Origin of the sequence: Cupriavidus gilardii (assembly GCF_008801915.1) — a bacterium.
Taxonomy (GTDB): Bacteria; Pseudomonadota; Gammaproteobacteria; order Burkholderiales; family Burkholderiaceae; genus Cupriavidus; species Cupriavidus gilardii.
Genome location: NZ_VZOV01000038.1, coordinates 1 through 18,820 on the forward strand (window position 1 = coordinate 1; position 18,820 = coordinate 18,820).

Below are 18,820 nucleotides of genomic sequence, written 5' to 3' on the forward strand. Positions count from 1 at the left end.
CGCCGCGCATCGCCGCCGGGCAGCGGCGCGGCGCCATCGGCGGCCGCGGTGCGCGCGGCCGCGCGGGCCGCGCCAGGGGTTGCAGGGGTGGCTTGCACCGGGCTCTCCACGGTTATTGCCGTCGTTGCCGTTGTTGCCGTAGTTGCCGCTTGTCGACGCGGATTCCGGCTCATTGCAGCTTGTTGGCGCTGGTTGCCGCTCGTCGCCCTTATTGCCGCTTGTTGCGGATCGGCACCTGCATCTCCTCGGGCTTGATCTCGCGGACCAGCTCGGGGACGCCCCAGGCGAAGGCGGGGTCGACCTTGATCTTGAAGTGGTACATCGACTGCATCGCCTGATGGTCCTCCTTGCGGAACGTCATCCGTCCCTTCGGCGTATCGAACGACATGCCTTCCATCGCGGCGATCAGCTTTTCGCTGCCGGTGGCGCCGCCGGTCTTCTTCAGCGCCTCGACCAGCGCGATGCCCGAGGCCATGCCGCCGGCGGTAAAGAAGTCGGGCGGCGTCTTGTACTTGTTGTAGTGATTGGCGACCAGCCACTGGTTGGCGGGATTCTTCGGGATGCCGAAGTAGTAGTAGGTCGCGCCTTCCATGCCCGGGAAGTTCTTGTAGCTGGCCATCGCCGGCAGGATGTTGCCGCCGGTGGCGATCTCGATGCCGTAGCGTTTCGGATCGAGGTCGGCAATCTTGAACGGATTGCCGGCGCCGGCCCAGATGATGAAGATCACCTTGCGGCCGGGCTTGTCCTTCAGCGCATCGAACAGCCGCTGGGCACCGGCGGTGAAATCGGTGGTGTTGGTCGGCAGGTATTCCTCGTGCACGACCTTCGCCTGCTTCAGCGCGTCCTTGAACGCCTTGACGCCGTCGCGGCCGAACGCATAGTCCTGCGCCAGCGTGGCGATCTGCACGCCGGGCTTGTCGAGCGCGACCGCGTTGGCGATCGCGTCCTGCGACGAATTGCGGCCGGTACGGAAGATATAGCGGTTCCACTTGTCGCCGGTGATCGAATCGGCGACGGCCGGCTCGACCAGCAGCACCTTGCGGTATTCCTCGGCCACGGGCAGCATCGCCAGCGCCGTGCCGGACGAGGTCGGTCCCACCGCGATATCGGCGCGGTCGTCGCTGTACGCCGCCGCCAGTTGCGCCTTGGCGACGTCGGGCTTGCCCTGCGTGTCCTTCTCGATCACCACCAGCTTGCGCCCGTTGACCGTCATGGTGCCGCCGGTCGCGTATTCGAGTCCCATCATCAGCCCGATCTGGGTCTGCTTGGCATAGGCCTCGAGCGCCCCGGTCTTGTCGTAGACGTGGGCGATGCGGATGTCCTTGGCGGCGGCGGCGCCGGTCAGCAGCGTGGCGGCGAGCGCGGCGGCAAGCGCCGCGGTGCGGCGGGCAATGCGGTGGGGTTCCATCGTTTGTCTCCTCGGTCCTTCTTGTTTTGTCGTGGCCAGGTGGTACCGCCGATCGATGTCCTATGTCGCGCTGATGCGCTCTTCGTTGACCGTCATCGCGGCGCCAGCCCGTGCGTGATCAGGTCGAAGGCGGTGTCGACGACCTTCTCCATCGACGGCGGCCGCTTCCAGCGCGCATAGCGCATGCCGAGGAAATTGCTGATGCCGATCAGGCACCAGGCACGCACCTCGGCATCGCCGGGAACGATCTCGCCGAGCTCCTGCGCGCGCGTCAGTCGGCGGCTGTAGAGTTCGGCGAAGACCTGGAAGTACTGGCTGTAGATCGTCTCGTCGACCGAATACGAGTCGAGCACGATGCGGTACAGGTTCTTGTGGCGCGAGACGAAGGACAGGAAGGCCTTCAGGCCGAGGCGTTCGGCCTCGATCTGCGTGGTGGCCGGCGCGACGTGCTTGCGCAGATGCGCGCGCACCAGCTCCAGCATGTGCTGGACCAGCGCGCGGAACACGTCCTCCTTGTCCTTGAAGTACAGGTAGAAGGTGCCCATCGCCACCTGGGCCTCCTGCGTGATCTCGGAGATCGACGCGGCGTAGTAGCCCTTCTCGCCGAATACTTTCTCGGCGGCCCGCAGCAGCGCCTCGCGGGTCTTCTGGCCGCGCGCGGTTTTCGGGATCACACAGGCTTCGGTCGGTGGCATCGGCGCCTTCGTTCGAGCGGGACTACGGTTGGCAAACGTGGCAGCAAGGCATGGCGCCGGGCAGCGTCGGCGCATGTTGCGGAATCGCGCATCAAGCCGTGAAACCTGATAAGTGATTCATGTTTCATGGTATAAAGCAGCGAATCGGAATGTCAATAGATGGCTGTCCCAAGGGCCCCGGCCGGCATGGCGGCGGCGCGCGGCTTGGCCGCACCCCGGGATGGGCCACGCCGCCACGGAGACACCGTTTGGACGCCGCCGATCGCACCGCCCCGCCCGGCTCAGCCGTGCCCTGCCCTGCCGGGTCGTCTCCCGCCGCCTCTGGTTTCAAGGAATACCGCCCCCACGCGGACCTGCCCGGCTGGCGCGAAGCCGGCACCGGCAGGCCCTTGCTGCTGCTGCACGGCTGGTCGGTGCCCGGCCTGGCCTTCGCCGGCCAGGCGGCGCTGGCGGCGCGGGGTTATCGCGTGATCGTGCCCGATCATGCAGGGCATGGGTTGTCGGTGCGGTGGCGCGCCGTGGCCGGCGGCACCATCGCCGGACTGGCGGACGGCGTCGCCGGCCTGATCGACGCGCTGGCTCTGCGCGATGCCATCGTGGTCGGCTGGTCGATGGGCGCGATGGTCGCCTGGGAGCTGGCGCGCGGTCGTCCCCGGCAATGGCTGGGGGCGCGCGTCGCGGCGGTCGGCGCGATCGACATGACGCCCCGCCTGCTGACCGCGCCCGACTGGCCGCATGGACTGCACGGCCGTTACACCGCGGCGGAGGCAGAGCAGATGGCGGCGCAGGTTCGGCGCCACTGGCACGGCATGGTGCCGCTGGTCGGCGCCGGGCTGTGGGCCGATGGCGCCGAGCCGGCGGCGCATCAGGCGGCACGGGTGCGGGAATGGATGGTGGGCTGCGATGCCGGCATACTGGCCGAGCTGTGGCTCGACATGGCGCGGCAGGACTACCGGCCGATGCTGCGCGAGGCCGCCGTGCCGCTGTTCTGCCTGTATGGGGAACGAAGCCGGCTCTACGGGCCGCCGCTGGCGGCGGCCACCGCGGCGCTGCAGCCCGCGCTGCGATTCGCGACGATCCCCGCGGCGGGCCATAGTCCCCATCTGGAGCGGCCCCAGGCCTTCAATACCGCGTTATTGCAGATGATCGATGCGATGTCGGGCGCTGGATCGTCGACGGATCGTCGACGGTTCGGGGATGATCCGGATCAGGCCAACGCCCGATAGCTCCACAGCCCGAACAGCGTCAGCAGCAACGAGCCGCCCAGGTGCAGCAGCACGTGCAACGCCGCGGCGGCATAGTCGCCCGCCAGCAGGTTGGCGGTCAGCTCGCTGGAGAACGTCGAGAAGGTGGTCAGTCCGCCGAGAAAGCCGGTGATCACCAGCAGCCGCCAGGCCGGTGACAGTGAGGCATGGGCGTCGAAGAAGCCGACCGCCACGCCGATCAGGAACCCGCCGAGCAGATTGGCCGCCAGCGTGCCGTACGGCAACGCCGGGTTGGCGGCATTCCACAGCAGCGAGAATAGCCAGCGCAGCCAGGCGCCGATCGCCGCGCCGACGCCGACCGCGACGAAGCCGAGCCCGCTCAAGCCGGGGCTCCGGACCGGCCTTCTCCCTCGTCGGCATCGCCACTGGCATTGAGCGAGCGCACGCCCCAACGCGCCAGCGCGGCCTCGTCGGTGACGCGGGCATCGACCCAGCGCGCGCCGTCGGGCGTCGATTCCTTCTTCCAGAACGGCGCCTCGGACTTCAGATAGTCCATGATGAACTCGCAGGCGGCGAAGGCATTGCCGCGATGGGCCGACGCCACCGCCACCAGCACGATCTGGTCCTGCGGCTGCAGCGGGCCGACGCGATGGATGATGGTCACGCCTTCCAGTGCCCAGCGCTCGCGCGCCACCGCCTCGATCCGCTCCAGCGCTTTCTCGGTCATGCCCGGATAGTGCTCGAGCTCCATCGCCTGCACCGGGCTGCCGTCGTTGACGTCCCGCACCGTGCCGATGAAGCTCGCCACCGCGCCGACGCCGGGGCGCCCCGCGCGCAGCGCCGCCACCTCGGCGCCCAGGTCGAAATCCTCGCGTTGTACCCTGACGCTCATCTCAGCCTCCGGTCACCGGCGGGAAGAAGGCGACTTCGCTGCCGTCGGCCACCGCGGTATCGGCGCGCGCGACCGCATGGTTCACCGCCATGCGCAGCGCCCGGCCCTCGGCCAGCGCCTCCTGCCAGACGCCGCCGCGCTCGCGCAGCCACTGCCGCACCTGGCCCACCGTCGCGACAGTGTCCGGCAGCTCGACGCGCTCCTGGGCCACCCCCAGTTGCTCGCGTACGCTGGCGAAGAACCGCAATTCGATCTGCATCGCTACCTCTTCTCTCTACGGCTTCGGCTGGCCTCGCCTCGGCTAGGCCACCAGATTGGCAAACGGCAGGAACGACACGATGTCGCCGCGCCGGATCGGCTGGTTGGGCGGATTGTCGACCAGGCCGTCGCCCCAGACCGTCGAGGTCAGCACGCCCGAACTCTGGTTGGGGAACAGGTCCAGTCCGCCGCCCTCGTTGATCTTCACCCGCAGGAATTCGTTGCGGCGATCGAACTTGGTCAGGTCAAAGTCGGCCCGCATCGGAATGCGCCGCGGCGCCACGTCGGTGACGCCCTGCATGCGCAGCAGGAACGGACGCACGAACAGCAGGAAGGTGACGAAGCTCGACACCGGGTTGCCCGGCAGGCCGAGGAAGGCCGCGCTGTCGGCGACGCTGGCTGCATCGCCTGTACCGGTCGTGCCGCCGGCACCGCCGCGCGACACATGGCCGAACGCCAGCGGCTTGCCCGGCTTGATCGCGATCTGCCACAGGTCCAGCCGCCCTTCGGCCTGCACCGCCGGCTTGATATGGTCCTCCTCGCCGACCGACACGCCGCCCGAAGTCAGGATCAGGTCGTGACCCTGCGCCGCGCGCCGCAGCGTGTCGCGCGTGGCGTCGAGCGTGTCGGGCACGATGCCGAAATCGGTCACTTCGCAGCCGAGGTTTTCCAGCAGGCCGCGCAGCGTGAAGCGGTTCGAGTTGTAGATCGCGCCCGGCTTCAGCGGCTCGCCCGGCATCGCCAGTTCATCGCCGGTAAAGAACACCGCCACGCGCGGGCGCCGCACCACGTCGACCTGCGCCTGGCCGACCGAGGCCGCCAGGCCCAGCGCCTGCGGCGTCAGCCGCGCACCGGTGGGCAGGATCACCGCGCCTGCCATGATGTCCTCGCCGGCGCGGCGGATCCACTCGCCAGGACCGGGCGCGTGATTGACCACGACGAAGTCGCCGTCGGCCTGGCACTGCTCCTGCATCACCACCGCATCGGCGCCGGCCGGAATCAGCCCGCCGGTAAAGATGCGCGCCGCGGTGCCCGCTTCCAGCGGCACGCCGACATGGCCGGCCGGAATGCGCTGCGCAACGCGCAGCCGGGTGCCCGGCATCGGCACGTCCGCGCAGCGCAGCGCGTAGCCATCCATCGACGTGTTGTCGGCGGGCGGGACGTCGAGCGTGCTGGCGACCGGCCGGGCCAGCACGCGGCCATTGGCCTGCAGCGTATCGACGCGTTCGCTTTCGGTGATCGGCTGCGCGCCGGCCAGCAGCGCGTCGAGCGCCTGCGCCAGCGTCAGCATCGGGGGACGATTTTCCATGCGAGGTGCGTTGTCGTCGCGGCCCGCGCAGGCGGGAACGCAATGTCCGGACAGGCCCCGCCTGCGCGAGGCGGCGCTGGCGGCCGCGGCGCGAAGCCGGCGGCGGCAAGCGGCTGATTCGATTGTACTGGGGCGATTGTAATGACTCGGCGGCCGCCGCGCAGCGCGCACGGCGGCAGAACGCCGGATTACAGCCCGGTATGCCGGGCGATGTACGCCTTGACCTGCTCGACGTCGGCCGGCATCACCTCGAAACGCTGCGGCAGCGCCTCGATGCCCTCGAAGGCCGCCGGGCGTTCGGGCTCGCGGCCCAGCGCCTCGCGGATCGTGTCGGCGAACTTGGCCGGCAGCGCGGTTTCCAGCACCACCATCGGCGTGCCCGCCGACAGATGTTCGCGCGCGACCTTGACGCCGTCGGCCGTGTGGGTATCGATGGTGATGCCATAGCGCGCCGACAGGTCGCGGATCGTCGCGATGCGGTCGTCATGCGTGCTGCGGCCCGAGACGAAACCGAACTGGCGGATGCGCTCGTAGTCCGGCGTGCCGGACAGGTCGAAGCCGCCCTTGGTATCGACATCGCGGAACAGCTGCGCCAGCTTGCCGGCATCCTGCCCCAGCAGATCGAAGATGAAGCGTTCGAAATTCGACGCCTTCGAGATGTCCATGCTCGGGCTCGACGTGTGGTACGTCTCGGCCGCCTTGCGCACGCGATAGATGCCGGTGCGGAAGAACTCGTCGAGCACGTCGTTCTCGTTGGTCGCCACCACCAGCTTGTCGATCGGCAAACCCATCATGCGTGCGATGTGGCCGGCGCAGACATTGCCGAAGTTGCCCGACGGCACGCAGAACGAGACCTTCTGGCCGGGACCATCGGTTGCCAGCAGCCAGCCCTTGAAGTAGTAGACCACCTGCGCGACCACGCGCGCCCAGTTGATCGAATTGACGGTGCCGATCTTCTGGCGCGACTTGAATTCGAGGTCGTTGGACACCGCCTTGACGATGTCCTGGCAGTCGTCGAACACGCCCTGCACCGCCAGGTTGAAGATGTTCGGGTCCTGCAGGCTGAACATCTGCGCGGTCTGGAACGCGCTCATCTTGTTGTGCGGGCTCAGCATGAACACACGGATGCCGCGCTTGCCGCGCATCGCGTATTCGGCCGCGCTGCCGGTGTCGCCCGACGTCGCGCCCAGGATATTGAGCTCCTGCCCGGCGCGCGCGAGCGCGTACTCGAACAGGTTGCCCAGCAGTTGCATCGCCATGTCCTTGAACGCCAGCGTGGGGCCGTTGGACAGGCCGAGCAGATACAGCGGCGCGCCGGCCTCGTCGCCGAGCTTGCGCAGCGGCGTGATATCGGCGGTGTTGTCGCCGGCGCGCGCGTTGCAGTAGACCTCGGCGGTATAGGTCTTGCGCGTCAGCGCACGCAGGTCCTCGGCCGGAATGTCGTCGCAGAACCTGGCGAGGATTTCGTAGGCCAGATCGGCGTACGACAGCTTGCGCCACGACTCGAGCTCGTCTGCGCTGATCTGCGGATATTGCTGCGGCAGATACAGGCCGCCGTCCGGCGCCAGGCCGCCCAGCAGGATCTCGGAGAAGGTTTGCGGCACGTCATGGCCGCGGGTCGACTTGTAGTTCATCGTGATGGTGGCCTGCCGGGCCGTGCCTTGCCCGGTGCGGGCGGCGGCGCGGCCATCGGCGCGGCTTCAGTTCAGTTCTTCCATGCGCAGGCGGGTGACGCCCGAGAGCACCGTCGGCAGCGCCTCGATCCTGGCGATGGCGGCGTTGACCTGCTTCTCGCGCGCCAGGTGCGACAGCATGATGATATCGGTCTGCGGCTCGCCCTCGCGCGACTCCTTCTGCAGCATCGCGTCGATCGAGATGCCCGAATCGGCCAGGATGCGGGTGATGTCGGCCAGCACGCCGGTCTGGTCCGACACGCGCATGCGCAGATAGTAGCTGCTGGTGACTTCCTCGATCGGCAGCACCGGCACGCTGGACAGCTCGTCCGGCTGGAACGCCAGATGCGGCACGCGGTGCTCGGGGTCGGCGGTATGCAGGCGCGTCACGTCGACGAGGTCGGCGATCACCGCCGATGCGGTCGGCTCCGCGCCGGCGCCCTTGCCGTAGTACAGCGTGGCGCCGACCGCGTCGCCCTGCACCAGCACCGCGTTCATCGCACCCTCGACGTTGGCGATCAGCCGCGAGGCCGGCACCAGCGTCGGATGCACGCGCAGCTCGATGCCGTCCTCGCGGCGGCGCGTCAGGCCCAGCAGCTTGATACGGTAGCCGAGTTCCTCGGCGTACTGGATGTCGATCGCGGACAGCCGCGTGATGCCCTCGACGTGGGTCTTGTCGAACTGCACCGGCATGCCGAACGCGATCGCGCTCATCAGCGTGATCTTGTGCGCGGCGTCGATGCCCTCGATGTCGAAGGTCGGATCGGCCTCGGCGTAGCCCAGCTGCTGGGCCTCCTTCAGCACGGTGTCGAAGTCCAGGCCCTTGTCGCGCATCTCCGACAGGATGAAGTTGGTGGTGCCATTGATGATGCCGGCGATCCACTGGATGCGGTTCGCGCTCAAGCCCTCGCGCAGCGCCTTGATGATCGGAATGCCGCCGGCCACCGCGGCCTCGAACGCGACCATCACGCCCTTGCTGCGCGCGGCCTCGAAGATCTCGTTGCCATGCACCGCCAGCAGCGCCTTGTTGGCGGTCACCACATGCTTGCCGTTGGCGATCGCCTGCAGCACCAGCTCCCGCGCGATGCCGTAGCCGCCGATCAGTTCGACCACGATGTCGATGTCGGGATGGCTGACCACCTCGCGCGCATCGGCCACCACCTGGACTTGCCCACCGGTCAGCTCGCGCGCGCGCTCGGTGTTCAGGTCGGCCACCATCGTAATTTCGATACCGCGGCCCGCACGGCGGCGGATCTCCTCCTGGTTGCGCTTGAGCACGTCGAACGTGCCGCTACCGACGGTACCGATGCCGAGCAGGCCTACTTTGATGGGGTTCATGGTCAATCAGATTCCAGTTTGCAAATGGGTGAGCGCGACGGAGCGTGGGTTCGGAGCCGGCCGCAGCCGCAGCCAGTGAGTCGGTCAGGCCGTCGCGCCGTGTCGTTTTCGATAGGACTCGAGGAAGCGGCCGACGCGGCCGATCGCTTCGCGCAGATCCTCTTCGTGCGGCAGGAAGACGATGCGGAAATGGTCCGGCCTGGCCCAGTTGAAGCCGGTGCCCTGCACCAGCAGCACCTTCGATTCCTGCAGCAGCTCGTAGATGAATTCCTGATCGTCCTGGATCGGATACATCGACAGGTCCAGCTTCGGGAACAGGTACAGCGCCGCCTTCGGCTTGACGCAGGTCACGCCGGGGATCTGCGTGATCAGCTCGTAGGCCAGGTCGCGCTGGCGGCGCAGGCGCCCGCCCTCGGCCACCAGGTCATTGATGCTCTGGTAGCCGCCCAGCGCGGTCTGGATCGCCCACTGGCCCGGCACGTTGGCGCACAGGCGCATCGAGGACAGCATGTTCAGGCCCTCGATATAGTCGTGCGCCGGACGCTTGTCGCCCGACACCACCATCCAGCCGGCGCGGTAGCCGCACGAACGGTAGTTCTTCGACAGGCCGTTGAAGGTCACGGTCAGCACGTCGGTCGACAGCGCGGCGATCGACGTGTGCGTATGGCCGTCGTACAGCACCTTGTCGTAGATCTCGTCGGCGAAGATGATCAGCCCGTGCTGGCGCGCGATCGCGACGATCTCGCGCAGCAGCTCGTCCGAGTACAGCGCCCCGGTCGGGTTGTTCGGGTTGATCACGACGATGGCCTTGGTATTGGGCGTGATCTTCGCGCGGATGTCGTCCAGGTCCGGCATCCAGTCGTTGGCCTCGTCGCACAGGTAGTGCACCGGGGTGCCGCCCGACAGGCTGACCGCGGCGGTCCACAGCGGGTAATCCGGCGTGGGCACCAGCACCTCGTCGCCATTGTTCAGCAGCGCGTTCATCGACATCACGATCAGCTCGGACGCGCCGTTGCCGACATAGATGTCGTCCAGGCCCACGCCGTGGATGTTCTTCTGCTGGGTGTAGTGCATGATCGCCTTGCGCGCGGCGAAGATGCCTTTCGAATCCGAGTAGCCCGCCGAGTTCGGCAGGTTGCGCATCATGTCCTGCTGGATCTCCTCCGGCGCATCGAAGCCGAATACGGCAAGGTTGCCGATATTGAGCTTGATGATCTTGTGCCCTTCTTCCTCCATCTGCTTGGCCTTCTCCAGCACCGGGCCGCGGATGTCGTAGCAGACGTTGTTCAGCTTGTTGGATTTCTGGATCGGTTTCACGGCGTGGTCGGGCAGGAGTCTGACGGAGACAAAGGGAGCAAGGGGCCGCCGGTTCGTGCGGCGGCGAACAGGGAATCTGCGTAAAACAGGGGATCGTCCGGAGCGCGCTTCGCTGCACTGCGGGGCGATGCGGAGGCAGCGCGGCCGGCAGGAAGGCAAAGGCTATAATTTAGCGGATTATGACAGACTTCGGGCAGGGATCTTGCGATGCAGCGTGGGGAAGCGCGACCGCCAGCACCCCGCTCCCGCCTGCCGGCCGCCGCTGCGCCGACAAGGCTCCGGACACGCTGCTGACCCGCTCCCTATTCGATTCCCTTCCCGATTCCCGCCACGATTCTCCCCGATTCCCGCAAGGTTCCCCCGTGAAACTCCATGCCGACCAGCCCAACGCCATGAACACCGTCACGGCGTATGGCCCGGGCTATATCGAGATAAACAAGGTGCGCTACACCACCTCCGTGCTGGTGATGCCCGAGGGCGAAGTGCGGCCCTGGCCGGTCCAGCGCTTCGAGGACCTGGCCGCGGACCAGTTCGAGGGGCTGCTTGACCATGCCCCCGAGGTGGTGCTGCTCGGCACCGGCGACCGGCTGCGCTTTCCGCATCCGCGGCTGATCGCCGCGCTGTCGCGCCGCCATATCGGCGTCGATGCGATGGACATGCCGGCGGCCTGCCGCACCTACAACATCCTGATGGCCGAAGGCCGCAAGGTGGCGGCGGTGCTGCTGCTCGAAGACGGGCCCGCCGGCGGCTGAGGGCGCCGCCGCAACCAGTCCGCCGATGTCTGCCCGACGCCACGCTTGAACTATGCCGACGCGCCCTCATTTGCCGTGAGCATGGCCATGCCCGCCTTCCCCGCCCCCCTCGACCGGCCTTTGCCCGAGCCGGCGCGGGGCCAGTTCCCGGCAAGCCGATTTCCCCAGCGCCGCTTCCTCCAGGAGCCATAAGAATGACAGTGAGTCTCAACCAGGCCGTTCCCGATTTCAGCGCACCGGCCACCGGCGGCACCTTCCGCCTCGCCGACTACCGCGGCAAGACGGTGGTGCTGTACTTCTATCCGAAGGACAACACCCCCGGTTGCACCAACGAGGCGATGGACTTCCGCGATCAGCACGAGGCCTTCGAGGCCGCCGGCGCGGTGGTGTTCGGCGTCTCGCGCGACAGCATGAAGTCGCACGAGAATTTCAAGGCCAAGCTGGAACTGCCGTTCGAGCTGATCTCGGATGCCGACGAGGCGCTGTGCCAGCTGTTCGATGTCATCAAGATGAAAAAGCTCTATGGCAAGGAGGTGCGCGGCATCGAGCGCAGCACCTTCGTGATCGACGGCAAGGGCAAGCTGCGCCATGAGCTGCGCGGCATCAAGGTGCCCAGCCACGTCGACGAAGTGCTCGAACTGGTGCGCGCGATGTGACCTTCACCTGGGCAATTGCCAAACGGAAATCGTTCGGATACATTGCCCCGTAATGAGTTCAGATTCTGGTTGCCACGCTGCTTCTCCCCTCCGGCCCAGGCGCACGATGCCCAGGGCCGGTAGCGGAACTGCCGTGTCGTCCGCCCGCACAAGACAAGCCGCCTCGCCCGCTCAACGGGCCCGGCGGCTTTTTCGTCTGTGCGCGGCCCCGCCCCGTTTTCCCTCCCCCTGAAAGGAACGCCCAGCATGCCGCTGCCGACCATGCCCGCCAAGCCTGCACAACTGCTGGACCCGAGCGAGTTCGCTCCGGTTGCAAGGTTGACCAAGTCCGCGACGCAGGCCAAGAAGCCCGTTCCGGCCCTGGAACGCGTGGCCCTGCTTGAAAGCGGACCCAGCGAAGTCGCCGCGCCCGCGGTGCAGGCCCGTGCCGCCGGCACGCGCGCCCGCGCGAAAGACGTGCCGAGCGCCCCGGTGTCGACGACGCCGGCCTCGCCGGTATCGCTGGTCAAACCGAGCACCGGCACCACCGGCCGCCGCCAGCGCAAGGACACCGGCCCCGCCAAGCTGTTCGTGCTCGACACCAATGTGCTGATGCACGATCCGACCTCGCTGTTCCGCTTCGAAGAGCACGACATCTATCTGCCGATGATGACGCTCGAGGAGCTGGACAACCACAAGAAGGGCATGAGCGAAGTCGCCCGCAACGCGCGCGCGGTCAGCCGCACGCTCGACGCGCTGGTGGCCGGCACCGACGGCGTGCTCGACGAAGGCTTGCCGCTGGCCAAGCTGGGCAACCGCGACGCGCAGGGGACGCTGTTCTTCCAGACGCGCCTGAACGATACCAAGCTGCCCGAAGGCCTGCCGGAGGGCAAGGCCGACAACCAGATCCTGGCCGTGGTCAGCGCGCTGCGGCAGCAGCATCCCGAACGCGACGTCGTGCTGGTGTCCAAGGACATCAACATGCGGATCAAGGCCCGGGCGCTGGGCCTTCCCGCCGAGGACTATTTCAACGACCAGGTCCTCGAGGACAAGGACCTGCTGTACTCCGGCGTGATGGTGCTGCCCAACGATTTCTGGACCCGGCACGGCAAGGGCGTCGAAAGCTGGCAGGACCCGAAGACCGGCGCGATGTTCTACCGGCTGACCGGCCCGCTGGTGCCCTCGTTCCTGGTCAACCAGTTCGTCTACCTCGAGCCGATGGACGGCAGCCTGCCGCTGTATGCGCAGGTCAAGGAAATCAACGGCAAGACCGCGCTGCTGCAGACGCTGAAGGACTACACGCACCACAAGAACAACGTCTGGAGCGTGACCGCGCGCAACCGCGAGCAAAACTTCGCGCTGAACCTGCTGATGAACCCCGACATCGACTTTGTCACGCTGCTCGGCCAGGCTGGTACCGGCAAGACGCTGCTGGCGCTGGCCGCGGGGCTCGAGCAGGTGCTGGACCAGAAGCTGTACAACGAGATCATCGTCACGCGGGCGACCGTGCCGGTCGGCGAGGACATCGGCTTCCTGCCGGGTACCGAGGAAGAGAAGATGCAGCCGTGGATGGGCGCGTTCGACGACAACCTCGAGGTGCTGCAGAAGAGCGACGACAGCGCCGGCGAATGGGGGCGCGCCGCCACGCAGGAACTGATCCGCTCGCGCATCAAGGTCAAGAGCATGAACTTCATGCGCGGCCGCACCTTCGTCAACAAGTTCGTCATCATCGACGAGGCGCAGAACCTGACGCCCAAGCAGATGAAGACGCTGGTCACGCGCGCGGGCCCCGGCACCAAGATCGTCTGCCTCGGCAACATCGCGCAGATCGACACGCCGTACCTGACCGAGGGCTCGTCCGGCCTGACCTTCGTGGTCGACCGCTTCAAGGGCTGGAGCCACAGCGGCCATATCACGCTGGCCCGCGGCGAGCGTTCGCGCCTGGCCGACCACGCGGCGGACGTGCTGTGAGCGGAGCGAGGCGAGCCATGCCAGCCGATCGCTGGCTGCGCGCCTGCCGCGCGCTGATCCCTTGTGCGGTGGCGACGGGCGCGGCGGCCGCGCCCGGCCTGTTGCACGCGCAGGCCATCTCCGAACCGGCCGCGGCGCCCCCGCCGGCGGCTACCGCGCCGGCGCCCGGCATTGTCCCGCCCGCGATGCAGACTCCCACGCCTGCCCCTGCACCGGTGGCCGCCCCACCGGTCAACGAGCCGGTGATCCGCACCGTCGGCGCGGTCAGCTATGTCTGCGGCGGCGTCGGCGAGGACGAGCAGCGGCGGCTCGCCGCGCGCCAGAAGCAGTTCAATATGGGCGTGCTGTTTACGCAGGGCGCGAGCGGCGAATATCTGGCCGATGTCGAAGTACGACTGATGCGCGAAGGCCACGAAGTGGCGCGATTTCGTACCGAAGGGCCGCGCTGCCTGATCAAGGCGCCGGAGGGCCGCTACAATGTGCACGCCACTTACAACGGCCAGCCCAGGTCCATGACCGTCGGCACCGGCACCTACGACGCGCAGTTGCGCTGGTAGCCATCCGGGCATCGTTCGCAACGATGCCCCGGTCGATGGACCCGCACCGGCTGGCCCACCAGTCCATGCGATCGACCTGCACCGGCCTTCTTTCCTTGCTTCCATCGATCCCATCGCTCCCGTCGCCGCGCGCGGCGGCGATCGGCACGCGCCCGCTGCTGCTGGGCGCCCTCGCGCTGCTGCTCGCCGCCTGCGCCAGCACGCCACCGTCGCGCCACGGCGGCCATGCCCGCGGCACGCCGCGCGCGCCGATCGTCGAGCCCAGCGCCGGCCTCGAAGAGATCTCGATCCAGGCAATGTCGCTGGTCGGCACGCCCTACCGCTACGGCGGCAATACCCCCGATTCCGGCTTCGACTGCAGCGGCCTGGTCCGCTATGTCGTAGCGCGCGCGGCCAATGTCAACCTGCCGCGCACCACCGAGGCCATGGGCGGCCGCGGCACGCCGCTGGCGCGCGAACAGGTCGCCTCGGGCGATCTGGTCTTCTTCAACACGACGGGACGCGCCAATTCGCATGTCGGCATCTACGTGGGCCAGAACCGCTTCGTTCACGCACCGTCGACCGGCGGCACCGTGCGGCTCGAGGACATGACCAAGCCCTATTGGGCGTCGCGCTACAACGGTGCGCGGCGCATCGCCAACGCCGCGGTACCGGTTGCGCCGAGCACGCCGATTCCTCCGCCAATGCCGGCGGTTCCGGCCGTGCCCGCATCGCCGCCGCCGGTACCCGCCGCGCCGGTACCGGACGACGACGATCCGATCGCCGCCTTCGCCAACCGCTGAGTCGGCAGCACCGGCCGGGAGACGGCGCGCCAATGACAAAGGCCAGGCAAATGCCTGGCCTTTCGTTTCATCGGTTGCCCCTGCGGGCGGATCTCACAGCAGATGCCGCCCGATCCACCAGGCAATCGCCGACATGAACGCCGACGCCGGAATGGTCAGCACCCACGCCCAGACGATATTGCCCGCCACGCCCCAGCGCACCGCCGAGGTCTTGCGCACCGAGCCGACGCCGACGATGGCGCCGGTGATCGTATGCGTGGTCGAGACCGGCACGCCCAGCGTCGAAGCGAGGAACAGCGAGATCGCGCCGCCCGTCTCCGCGCAGAAGCCGCCCACCGGCTTGAGCTTGGTAATCTTCTGCCCCATGGTCCGCACGATTCGCCAGCCGCCGAACAGCGTACCCATGCCGATCGCGACATAGCAGCTGACGATGACCCAGGTCGGCGGCTCGGTGGCGCTCTGCATCACGTGGCCGCTGGCGATCAGCAGCATCCAGATGATGCCGATGGTCTTCTGCGCATCGTTGCCGCCGTGGCCCAGGCTGTACAGCGAGGCCGAGACCAGCTGCAGGCGGCGGAACCAGCGGTCCACGCGCGACGGCGGCGTGCGGAAGAAGGTCCAGCCGACCACCAGCATCAGCAGCGAGCCGAGCAGCATGCCCATCAGCGGCGAGATCAGGATAAAGGCGACGGTCTTCAGCAGGCCGCTGGCGACCAGCGCCCCGGTGCCCGCCTTGGCCACCGCCGCGCCGACCAGGCCGCCGATCAGCGCGTGCGACGACGAGGACGGGATGCCGTAGTACCAGGTGATCAGGTTCCACGCGATGGCCCCGACCAGCGCGCCGAAGACGACATAGTGGTCGACGATATTGACGTCGATGGTGCCGGTGCCGACCGTGGCCGCCACCTTCAGATGGAAGACGAAGATCGCGACCACGTTGCAGACGGCGGCCAGCGCCACCGCGTGGTGGGGCTTGAGCACACCGGTCGACACCACGGTCGCGATCGAGTTCGCGGCGTCGTGAAAGCCGTTCATGAAATCGAACAGCAAGGCGAGCGTCACCAGCAGGACGATCACCCACAAGCTCATTTGTACAGTCTGCATGCCGAGTTCCGGTTGGCGCGCTCAGGCGTTTTCCAGCACGATGCCTTCGATGATGTTGGCCACGTCCTCGCACTTGTCCGTGATCGTCTCGAGCTGCTCGAAGATGGCCTTCATCTTGATCAGCCGCTTGACGTCGGTCTCGTCGCGGAACAGCTTGGAAATCGCCCCGCGCATCAACCGGTCAGCCTCGGATTCGAGCTGGTCGATCTGCTGGGCCGTCTTCAGGATCGTGCTGGCGTTGCCCATGTCCTCGAGCAGGCCGACCGCGATCTTGACCAGTTCGCAGCACTGCACGCAGATCGAGGCGAGCTTGCGGGCCTCGTCGGTCAGGCTGGTCACGTCGTACAGCGTGATGGTCTCGGCCACGTCCTCCATCAGGTCGAGGATGTCGTCCATGGTCGTGATCAGCTTGTGGATCTCGTCCCGGTCGAGCGGCGTGATGAAGGTCTTGTGCAGCAGATCGATGGTGTCGTGCGTGATCCGGTCCGCCTTCTTCTCGGTGGCCTGCACGCGCCGCGCATGGGCTTCGGCGTTGCCGAGATCGTTGATCAGCGTTTCCAGTTCGCGCGATGCGGTGACCGCGCAGTCGGCGTGCTGGTTGAAGTATTCGAAGAACTTGCCCTCGGTGGGCATGAATCGGCCGAACATGGCTGTTCCTTGTCGCGGCGCGCCAGCGCGCCGTCTCGTTGGGAAGTACTGGATTGCGGGAGAGATCGTGCAACAGCCGGCGTCGCCGCCGGCTGTCACGGAAAAGCAATATTCTACAGGGTAGTCGATGCGCGACGTACGCTTTGTGTGCCGCCACAGCAAAGCGTGCCGCCAGCCGGCGATGCAGGCGCGGTCAGGTATCGTTGTCGAAGAACGCCGGGCCGCCGCTGAAGTTGTCGAACTTGGTGAACTGGCCCAGGAAGGTCAGGCGCACGGTGCCGATCGGACCGTTACGCTGCTTGCCGATGATGATTTCGGCGGTGCCCTTGTCCTGCGAGTCGGGGTTGTAGACCTCGTCGCGATAGATGAACAGGATCACGTCGGCATCCTGTTCGATGGCGCCCGATTCGCGCAGGTCGGACATCACCGGGCGCTTGTTGGGCCGCTGTTCCAGGCTTCGGTTCAGCTGCGACAGCGCGATCACCGGGCAGTTGAGCTCCTTGGCCAGGCCCTTGAGCGAACGCGAGATCTCCGAGATTTCGGTCGCGCGGTTCTCGCCGCCGCCCGAGCCCGACATCAGTTGCAGATAGTCAATGATGATCAGGCCGAGCTGTCCGCATTGCCGCGCCAGCCGGCGCGAGCGCGCGCGCAGTTCCATCGGATTGAGCGCCGGCGTCTCGTCGATGAACAGCTGCGCGTCGTTCATCCGCTGGATTGCATGCGTCAGCCGCGGCCAGTCCTCGTCGAGCAGCCGCCCGGTACGCAAGCGATGCTGATCGAGCCGGCCGACCGAGCCCAGCATCCGCATCGCCAGCTGCGTGCCGGCCATTTCCATCGAGAACACCGCCACCGGCAGCCCCTGCTCCACCGCCACGTGCTCGCCGATATTCAGCGAGAACGCGGTCTTGCCCATCGATGGACGGCCGGCGACGATGATCAGGTCGCCCGGCTGCATGCCGCTGGTCATCCGGTCCAGGTCGATAAAGCCGGTCGGCACGCCCGTGACATCGGTGGTGGTATCGCGGTGATACAGCTCGTCGATCCGTTCGACCACCTGCGTCAGCAGCGGCTGGATCTCCTGGAAGCCCTTCTGCCCGCGCGAGCCCTCCTCGGCGATCGCGAACACCTTGGATTCGGCCTCGTCCAGCAGCTCGCGAACCTCGCGGCCCTTCGGCGCGAACGCCGAGGTCGCGATGTCGTCGGCCACCGTGACCAGTTTGCGCAGCACCGAACGCTCGCGGACGATCTCCGCGTAGCGGCGGATATTGGCCGCGCTCGGCGTGTTCTGCGCGAGCGAGTTCAGATAAGCGAGACCGCCGACCTCCTCGGCCTTGCCGGCCACCTGCAGCATCTCGTAGACCGTGATCACGTCGGCCGGCTTGGTGTCCGAGATCAGCCGCGCGATGCTCTGGAAGATCATCCGGTGGTCGAAGCGATAGAAGTCCGCCTCGGACAGGAAATCGGCGATGCGGTCCCAGGCCGCGTTATCCAGCAGCAGGCCACCCAGCACCGATTGCTCGGCCTCGATGGAGTGCGGCGGGACTTTGAGATTGTCGAGTTGGGGATCGGCGACGGGCGCGTTCATGGGGGGCAATTATAGCGGCCTGCTCGCGCTGGGCCGAGCGATTCTCGGCGGGCGGAGCGAGCGGATGATGGTGGCGCCGTGCGCGCCGCGCGCATGCGAGCCGGCGGCCCAAAGAAAAAAGGCAGAAGCGGCTGTCAGCCTGCTCCTGCCTTCTTGCTGCGTTTTGCTGCTTTCGTGCTGACCTGGCCGCGGCGGCGCGAGCGGAAGTCGCGCCGGTCGCGGCCGGCAAGCTTAGACGTGCTCGCCCAGCACCGAGACGGTGATGTCGACCGCGACGTCCGTGTGCAGCGACACGCTGATCGGATAGTCGCCGACCATCTTCAGCGGACCGTTCGGCAGACGAACCTGCGCCTTCTCCAGCTTGAAGCCCTGGCCAGCCAGCGCTTCGGCGATGTCGGCGTTGGTCACCGAGCCGAACAGACGGCCGTCCACGCCCGACTTCTGCGTGATCTGGACGGTCAGGCCGCTCAGCTTCTCGCCTTCGGCTTGCGCAGCGGCCAGCTTCTCGGCGGCGGCCTTCTCCAGCTCGGCGCGCTTGGCCTCGAATTCCTCGATGGCGGTCTGCGTCGCGCGGCGGGCACGCTTGGACGGGATCAGGAAGTTACGGGCGTAACCATCCTTGACGCGAACGATGTCACCCAGGTTGCCCAGGTTGACGACTTTTTCCAGCAGAATGACTTGCATCGTGTTT

The 18,820-nt window shown here is 67.3% G+C and carries 19 protein-coding genes; 6 read left to right on the forward strand and 13 right to left on the reverse strand.

Going from position 1 to position 18,820, the window contains the following annotated elements:
* Positions 1–208: 208 nt before the first annotated feature.
* A complete protein-coding gene (locus F7Q96_RS24870; protein ID WP_053821621.1) occupies positions 209–1,408 on the reverse strand; it encodes a substrate-binding domain-containing protein in 1,200 nt (399 codons plus the stop codon).
* A 92-nt stretch (positions 1,409–1,500) separates the two neighbouring features.
* The gene (locus F7Q96_RS24875) at positions 1,501–2,103 is read right to left on the reverse strand and encodes a TetR/AcrR family transcriptional regulator (protein ID WP_053821620.1); all 603 of its coding nucleotides are present in this window, start codon (positions 2,101–2,103) and stop codon (positions 1,501–1,503) included.
* A 248-nt stretch (positions 2,104–2,351) separates the two neighbouring features.
* Between F7Q96_RS24875 and F7Q96_RS24880 the strand changes: the two genes are divergently transcribed.
* The gene (locus tag F7Q96_RS24880) at positions 2,352–3,329 is read left to right on the forward strand and encodes an alpha/beta fold hydrolase (protein ID WP_144425776.1); all 978 of its coding nucleotides are present in this window, start codon (positions 2,352–2,354) and stop codon (positions 3,327–3,329) included.
* On the opposite strand, the gene crcB is transcribed toward F7Q96_RS24880, so the two are convergent.
* The 7 genes from crcB to F7Q96_RS24915 all read right to left on the reverse strand — a co-directional run bounded on the left by crcB (position 3,311) and on the right by F7Q96_RS24915 (position 10,095).
* The gene (crcB, locus tag F7Q96_RS24885; protein ID WP_053821619.1) at positions 3,311–3,691 is read right to left on the reverse strand and encodes a fluoride efflux transporter CrcB; all 381 of its coding nucleotides are present in this window, start codon (positions 3,689–3,691) and stop codon (positions 3,311–3,313) included. The two genes, F7Q96_RS24880 and crcB, sit on opposite strands and share 19 nt — an antisense overlap.
* Positions 3,688–4,200: a molybdopterin synthase catalytic subunit MoaE gene (gene moaE, locus F7Q96_RS24890; RefSeq protein WP_151023476.1), complete on the reverse strand. Its 513-nt coding sequence runs from the start codon at positions 4,198–4,200 to the stop codon at positions 3,688–3,690. The genes crcB and moaE overlap by 4 nt, the downstream gene beginning before the upstream one ends.
* A 1-nt stretch (position 4,201) precedes the next feature.
* Entirely contained in the window at positions 4,202–4,459 is a 258-nt protein-coding gene (moaD, locus tag F7Q96_RS24895; protein WP_053821618.1) for a molybdopterin converting factor subunit 1, read from the reverse strand.
* A gap of 42 nt (positions 4,460–4,501) precedes the next feature.
* Positions 4,502–5,749, reverse strand: coding sequence for a molybdopterin molybdotransferase MoeA (locus F7Q96_RS24900; protein WP_053821617.1), 1,248 nt, complete (start codon positions 5,747–5,749; stop codon positions 4,502–4,504).
* A 206-nt stretch (positions 5,750–5,955) separates the two neighbouring features.
* Positions 5,956–7,401, reverse strand: a complete 1,446-nt coding sequence (gene thrC / locus F7Q96_RS24905) for a threonine synthase (protein ID WP_053821616.1) — start codon at positions 7,399–7,401, stop codon at positions 5,956–5,958.
* Positions 7,402–7,467: 66 nt separating this feature from the next.
* Positions 7,468–8,778 (reverse strand): homoserine dehydrogenase, encoded by a 1,311-nt coding sequence (locus F7Q96_RS24910; protein ID WP_053821615.1) that lies wholly within the window; start codon positions 8,776–8,778, stop codon positions 7,468–7,470.
* Positions 8,779–8,862: 84 nt separating this feature from the next.
* On the reverse strand, positions 8,863–10,095 hold the full coding sequence (locus F7Q96_RS24915; protein WP_006577918.1) for a pyridoxal phosphate-dependent aminotransferase: 1,233 nt from the start codon (positions 10,093–10,095) through the stop codon (positions 8,863–8,865).
* Positions 10,096–10,457: 362 nt separating this feature from the next.
* Between F7Q96_RS24915 and F7Q96_RS24920 the strand changes: the two genes are divergently transcribed.
* From F7Q96_RS24920 to F7Q96_RS24945, 5 genes are all read left to right on the forward strand, one after another.
* Complete coding sequence (locus tag F7Q96_RS24920; protein WP_053821614.1) at positions 10,458–10,847, forward strand: Mth938-like domain-containing protein; 390 nt, start codon at positions 10,458–10,460, stop codon at positions 10,845–10,847.
* Between the two features lie 194 nt (positions 10,848–11,041).
* The gene (locus F7Q96_RS24925) at positions 11,042–11,503 is read left to right on the forward strand and encodes a peroxiredoxin (RefSeq protein ID WP_053821613.1); all 462 of its coding nucleotides are present in this window, start codon (positions 11,042–11,044) and stop codon (positions 11,501–11,503) included.
* 246 nt (positions 11,504–11,749) lie between these two features.
* Entirely contained in the window at positions 11,750–13,453 is a 1,704-nt protein-coding gene (locus F7Q96_RS24930; protein WP_053821612.1) for a PhoH family protein, read from the forward strand.
* Positions 13,454–13,470: 17 nt separating this feature from the next.
* On the forward strand, positions 13,471–14,010 hold the full coding sequence (locus F7Q96_RS27080) for a hypothetical protein (RefSeq protein ID WP_174781520.1): 540 nt from the start codon (positions 13,471–13,473) through the stop codon (positions 14,008–14,010).
* Positions 14,011–14,117: 107 nt separating this feature from the next.
* Positions 14,118–14,792 (forward strand): C40 family peptidase, encoded by a 675-nt coding sequence (locus F7Q96_RS24945; RefSeq protein WP_053823058.1) that lies wholly within the window; start codon positions 14,118–14,120, stop codon positions 14,790–14,792.
* A gap of 93 nt (positions 14,793–14,885) precedes the next feature.
* Here F7Q96_RS24945 and F7Q96_RS24950 read toward each other — a convergent pair whose 3' ends face one another.
* From F7Q96_RS24950 to rplI, 4 genes are all read right to left on the reverse strand, one after another.
* Entirely contained in the window at positions 14,886–15,896 is a 1,011-nt protein-coding gene (locus tag F7Q96_RS24950) for an inorganic phosphate transporter (RefSeq protein WP_053821611.1), read from the reverse strand.
* Positions 15,897–15,917: 21 nt separating this feature from the next.
* The gene (locus F7Q96_RS24955) at positions 15,918–16,544 is read right to left on the reverse strand and encodes a DUF47 domain-containing protein (RefSeq protein ID WP_006575384.1); all 627 of its coding nucleotides are present in this window, start codon (positions 16,542–16,544) and stop codon (positions 15,918–15,920) included.
* A gap of 193 nt (positions 16,545–16,737) precedes the next feature.
* Positions 16,738–18,129 carry a replicative DNA helicase gene (locus F7Q96_RS24960; protein ID WP_006575385.1) on the reverse strand — a complete coding sequence of 464 codons (1,392 nt, stop codon included), beginning with the start codon at positions 18,127–18,129 and terminating at the stop codon, positions 16,738–16,740.
* Between the two features lie 231 nt (positions 18,130–18,360).
* Positions 18,361–18,813: a 50S ribosomal protein L9 gene (gene rplI / locus F7Q96_RS24965; protein ID WP_053821610.1), complete on the reverse strand. Its 453-nt coding sequence runs from the start codon at positions 18,811–18,813 to the stop codon at positions 18,361–18,363.
* Between the last annotated feature and the right edge of the window lie 7 nt (positions 18,814–18,820).

Excerpts from the sequence above, each read along its gene's own strand:
- F7Q96_RS24870 (WP_053821621.1), bottom strand. The coding sequence starts at position 1,408 with ATGGAACCCCACCGCATTGCCCGCCGCACCGCGGCGCTTGCCGCCGCG.
- F7Q96_RS24875 (WP_053821620.1), bottom strand. The coding sequence starts at position 2,103 with ATGCCACCGACCGAAGCCTGTGTGATCCCGAAAACCGCGCGCGGCCAG.
- moaE (WP_151023476.1), bottom strand. The coding sequence starts at position 4,200 with ATGAGCGTCAGGGTACAACGCGAGGATTTCGACCTGGGCGCCGAGGTG.
- moaD (WP_053821618.1), bottom strand. The coding sequence starts at position 4,459 with ATGCAGATCGAATTGCGGTTCTTCGCCAGCGTACGCGAGCAACTGGGG.
- F7Q96_RS24900 (WP_053821617.1), bottom strand. The coding sequence starts at position 5,749 with ATGCTGACGCTGGCGCAGGCGCTCGACGCGCTGCTGGCCGGCGCGCAG.
- thrC (WP_053821616.1), bottom strand. The coding sequence starts at position 7,401 with ATGAACTACAAGTCGACCCGCGGCCATGACGTGCCGCAAACCTTCTCC.
- F7Q96_RS24910 (WP_053821615.1), bottom strand. The coding sequence starts at position 8,778 with ATGAACCCCATCAAAGTAGGCCTGCTCGGCATCGGTACCGTCGGTAGC.
- F7Q96_RS24925 (WP_053821613.1), top strand. The coding sequence starts at position 11,042 with ATGACAGTGAGTCTCAACCAGGCCGTTCCCGATTTCAGCGCACCGGCC.
- F7Q96_RS24930 (WP_053821612.1), top strand. The coding sequence starts at position 11,750 with ATGCCGCTGCCGACCATGCCCGCCAAGCCTGCACAACTGCTGGACCCG.
- F7Q96_RS27080 (WP_174781520.1), top strand. The coding sequence starts at position 13,471 with ATGCCAGCCGATCGCTGGCTGCGCGCCTGCCGCGCGCTGATCCCTTGT.
- F7Q96_RS24950 (WP_053821611.1), bottom strand. The coding sequence starts at position 15,896 with ATGCAGACTGTACAAATGAGCTTGTGGGTGATCGTCCTGCTGGTGACG.
- F7Q96_RS24955 (WP_006575384.1), bottom strand. The coding sequence starts at position 16,544 with ATGTTCGGCCGATTCATGCCCACCGAGGGCAAGTTCTTCGAATACTTC.
- F7Q96_RS24960 (WP_006575385.1), bottom strand. The coding sequence starts at position 18,129 with ATGAACGCGCCCGTCGCCGATCCCCAACTCGACAATCTCAAAGTCCCG.
- rplI (WP_053821610.1), bottom strand. The coding sequence starts at position 18,813 with ATGCAAGTCATTCTGCTGGAAAAAGTCGTCAACCTGGGCAACCTGGGT.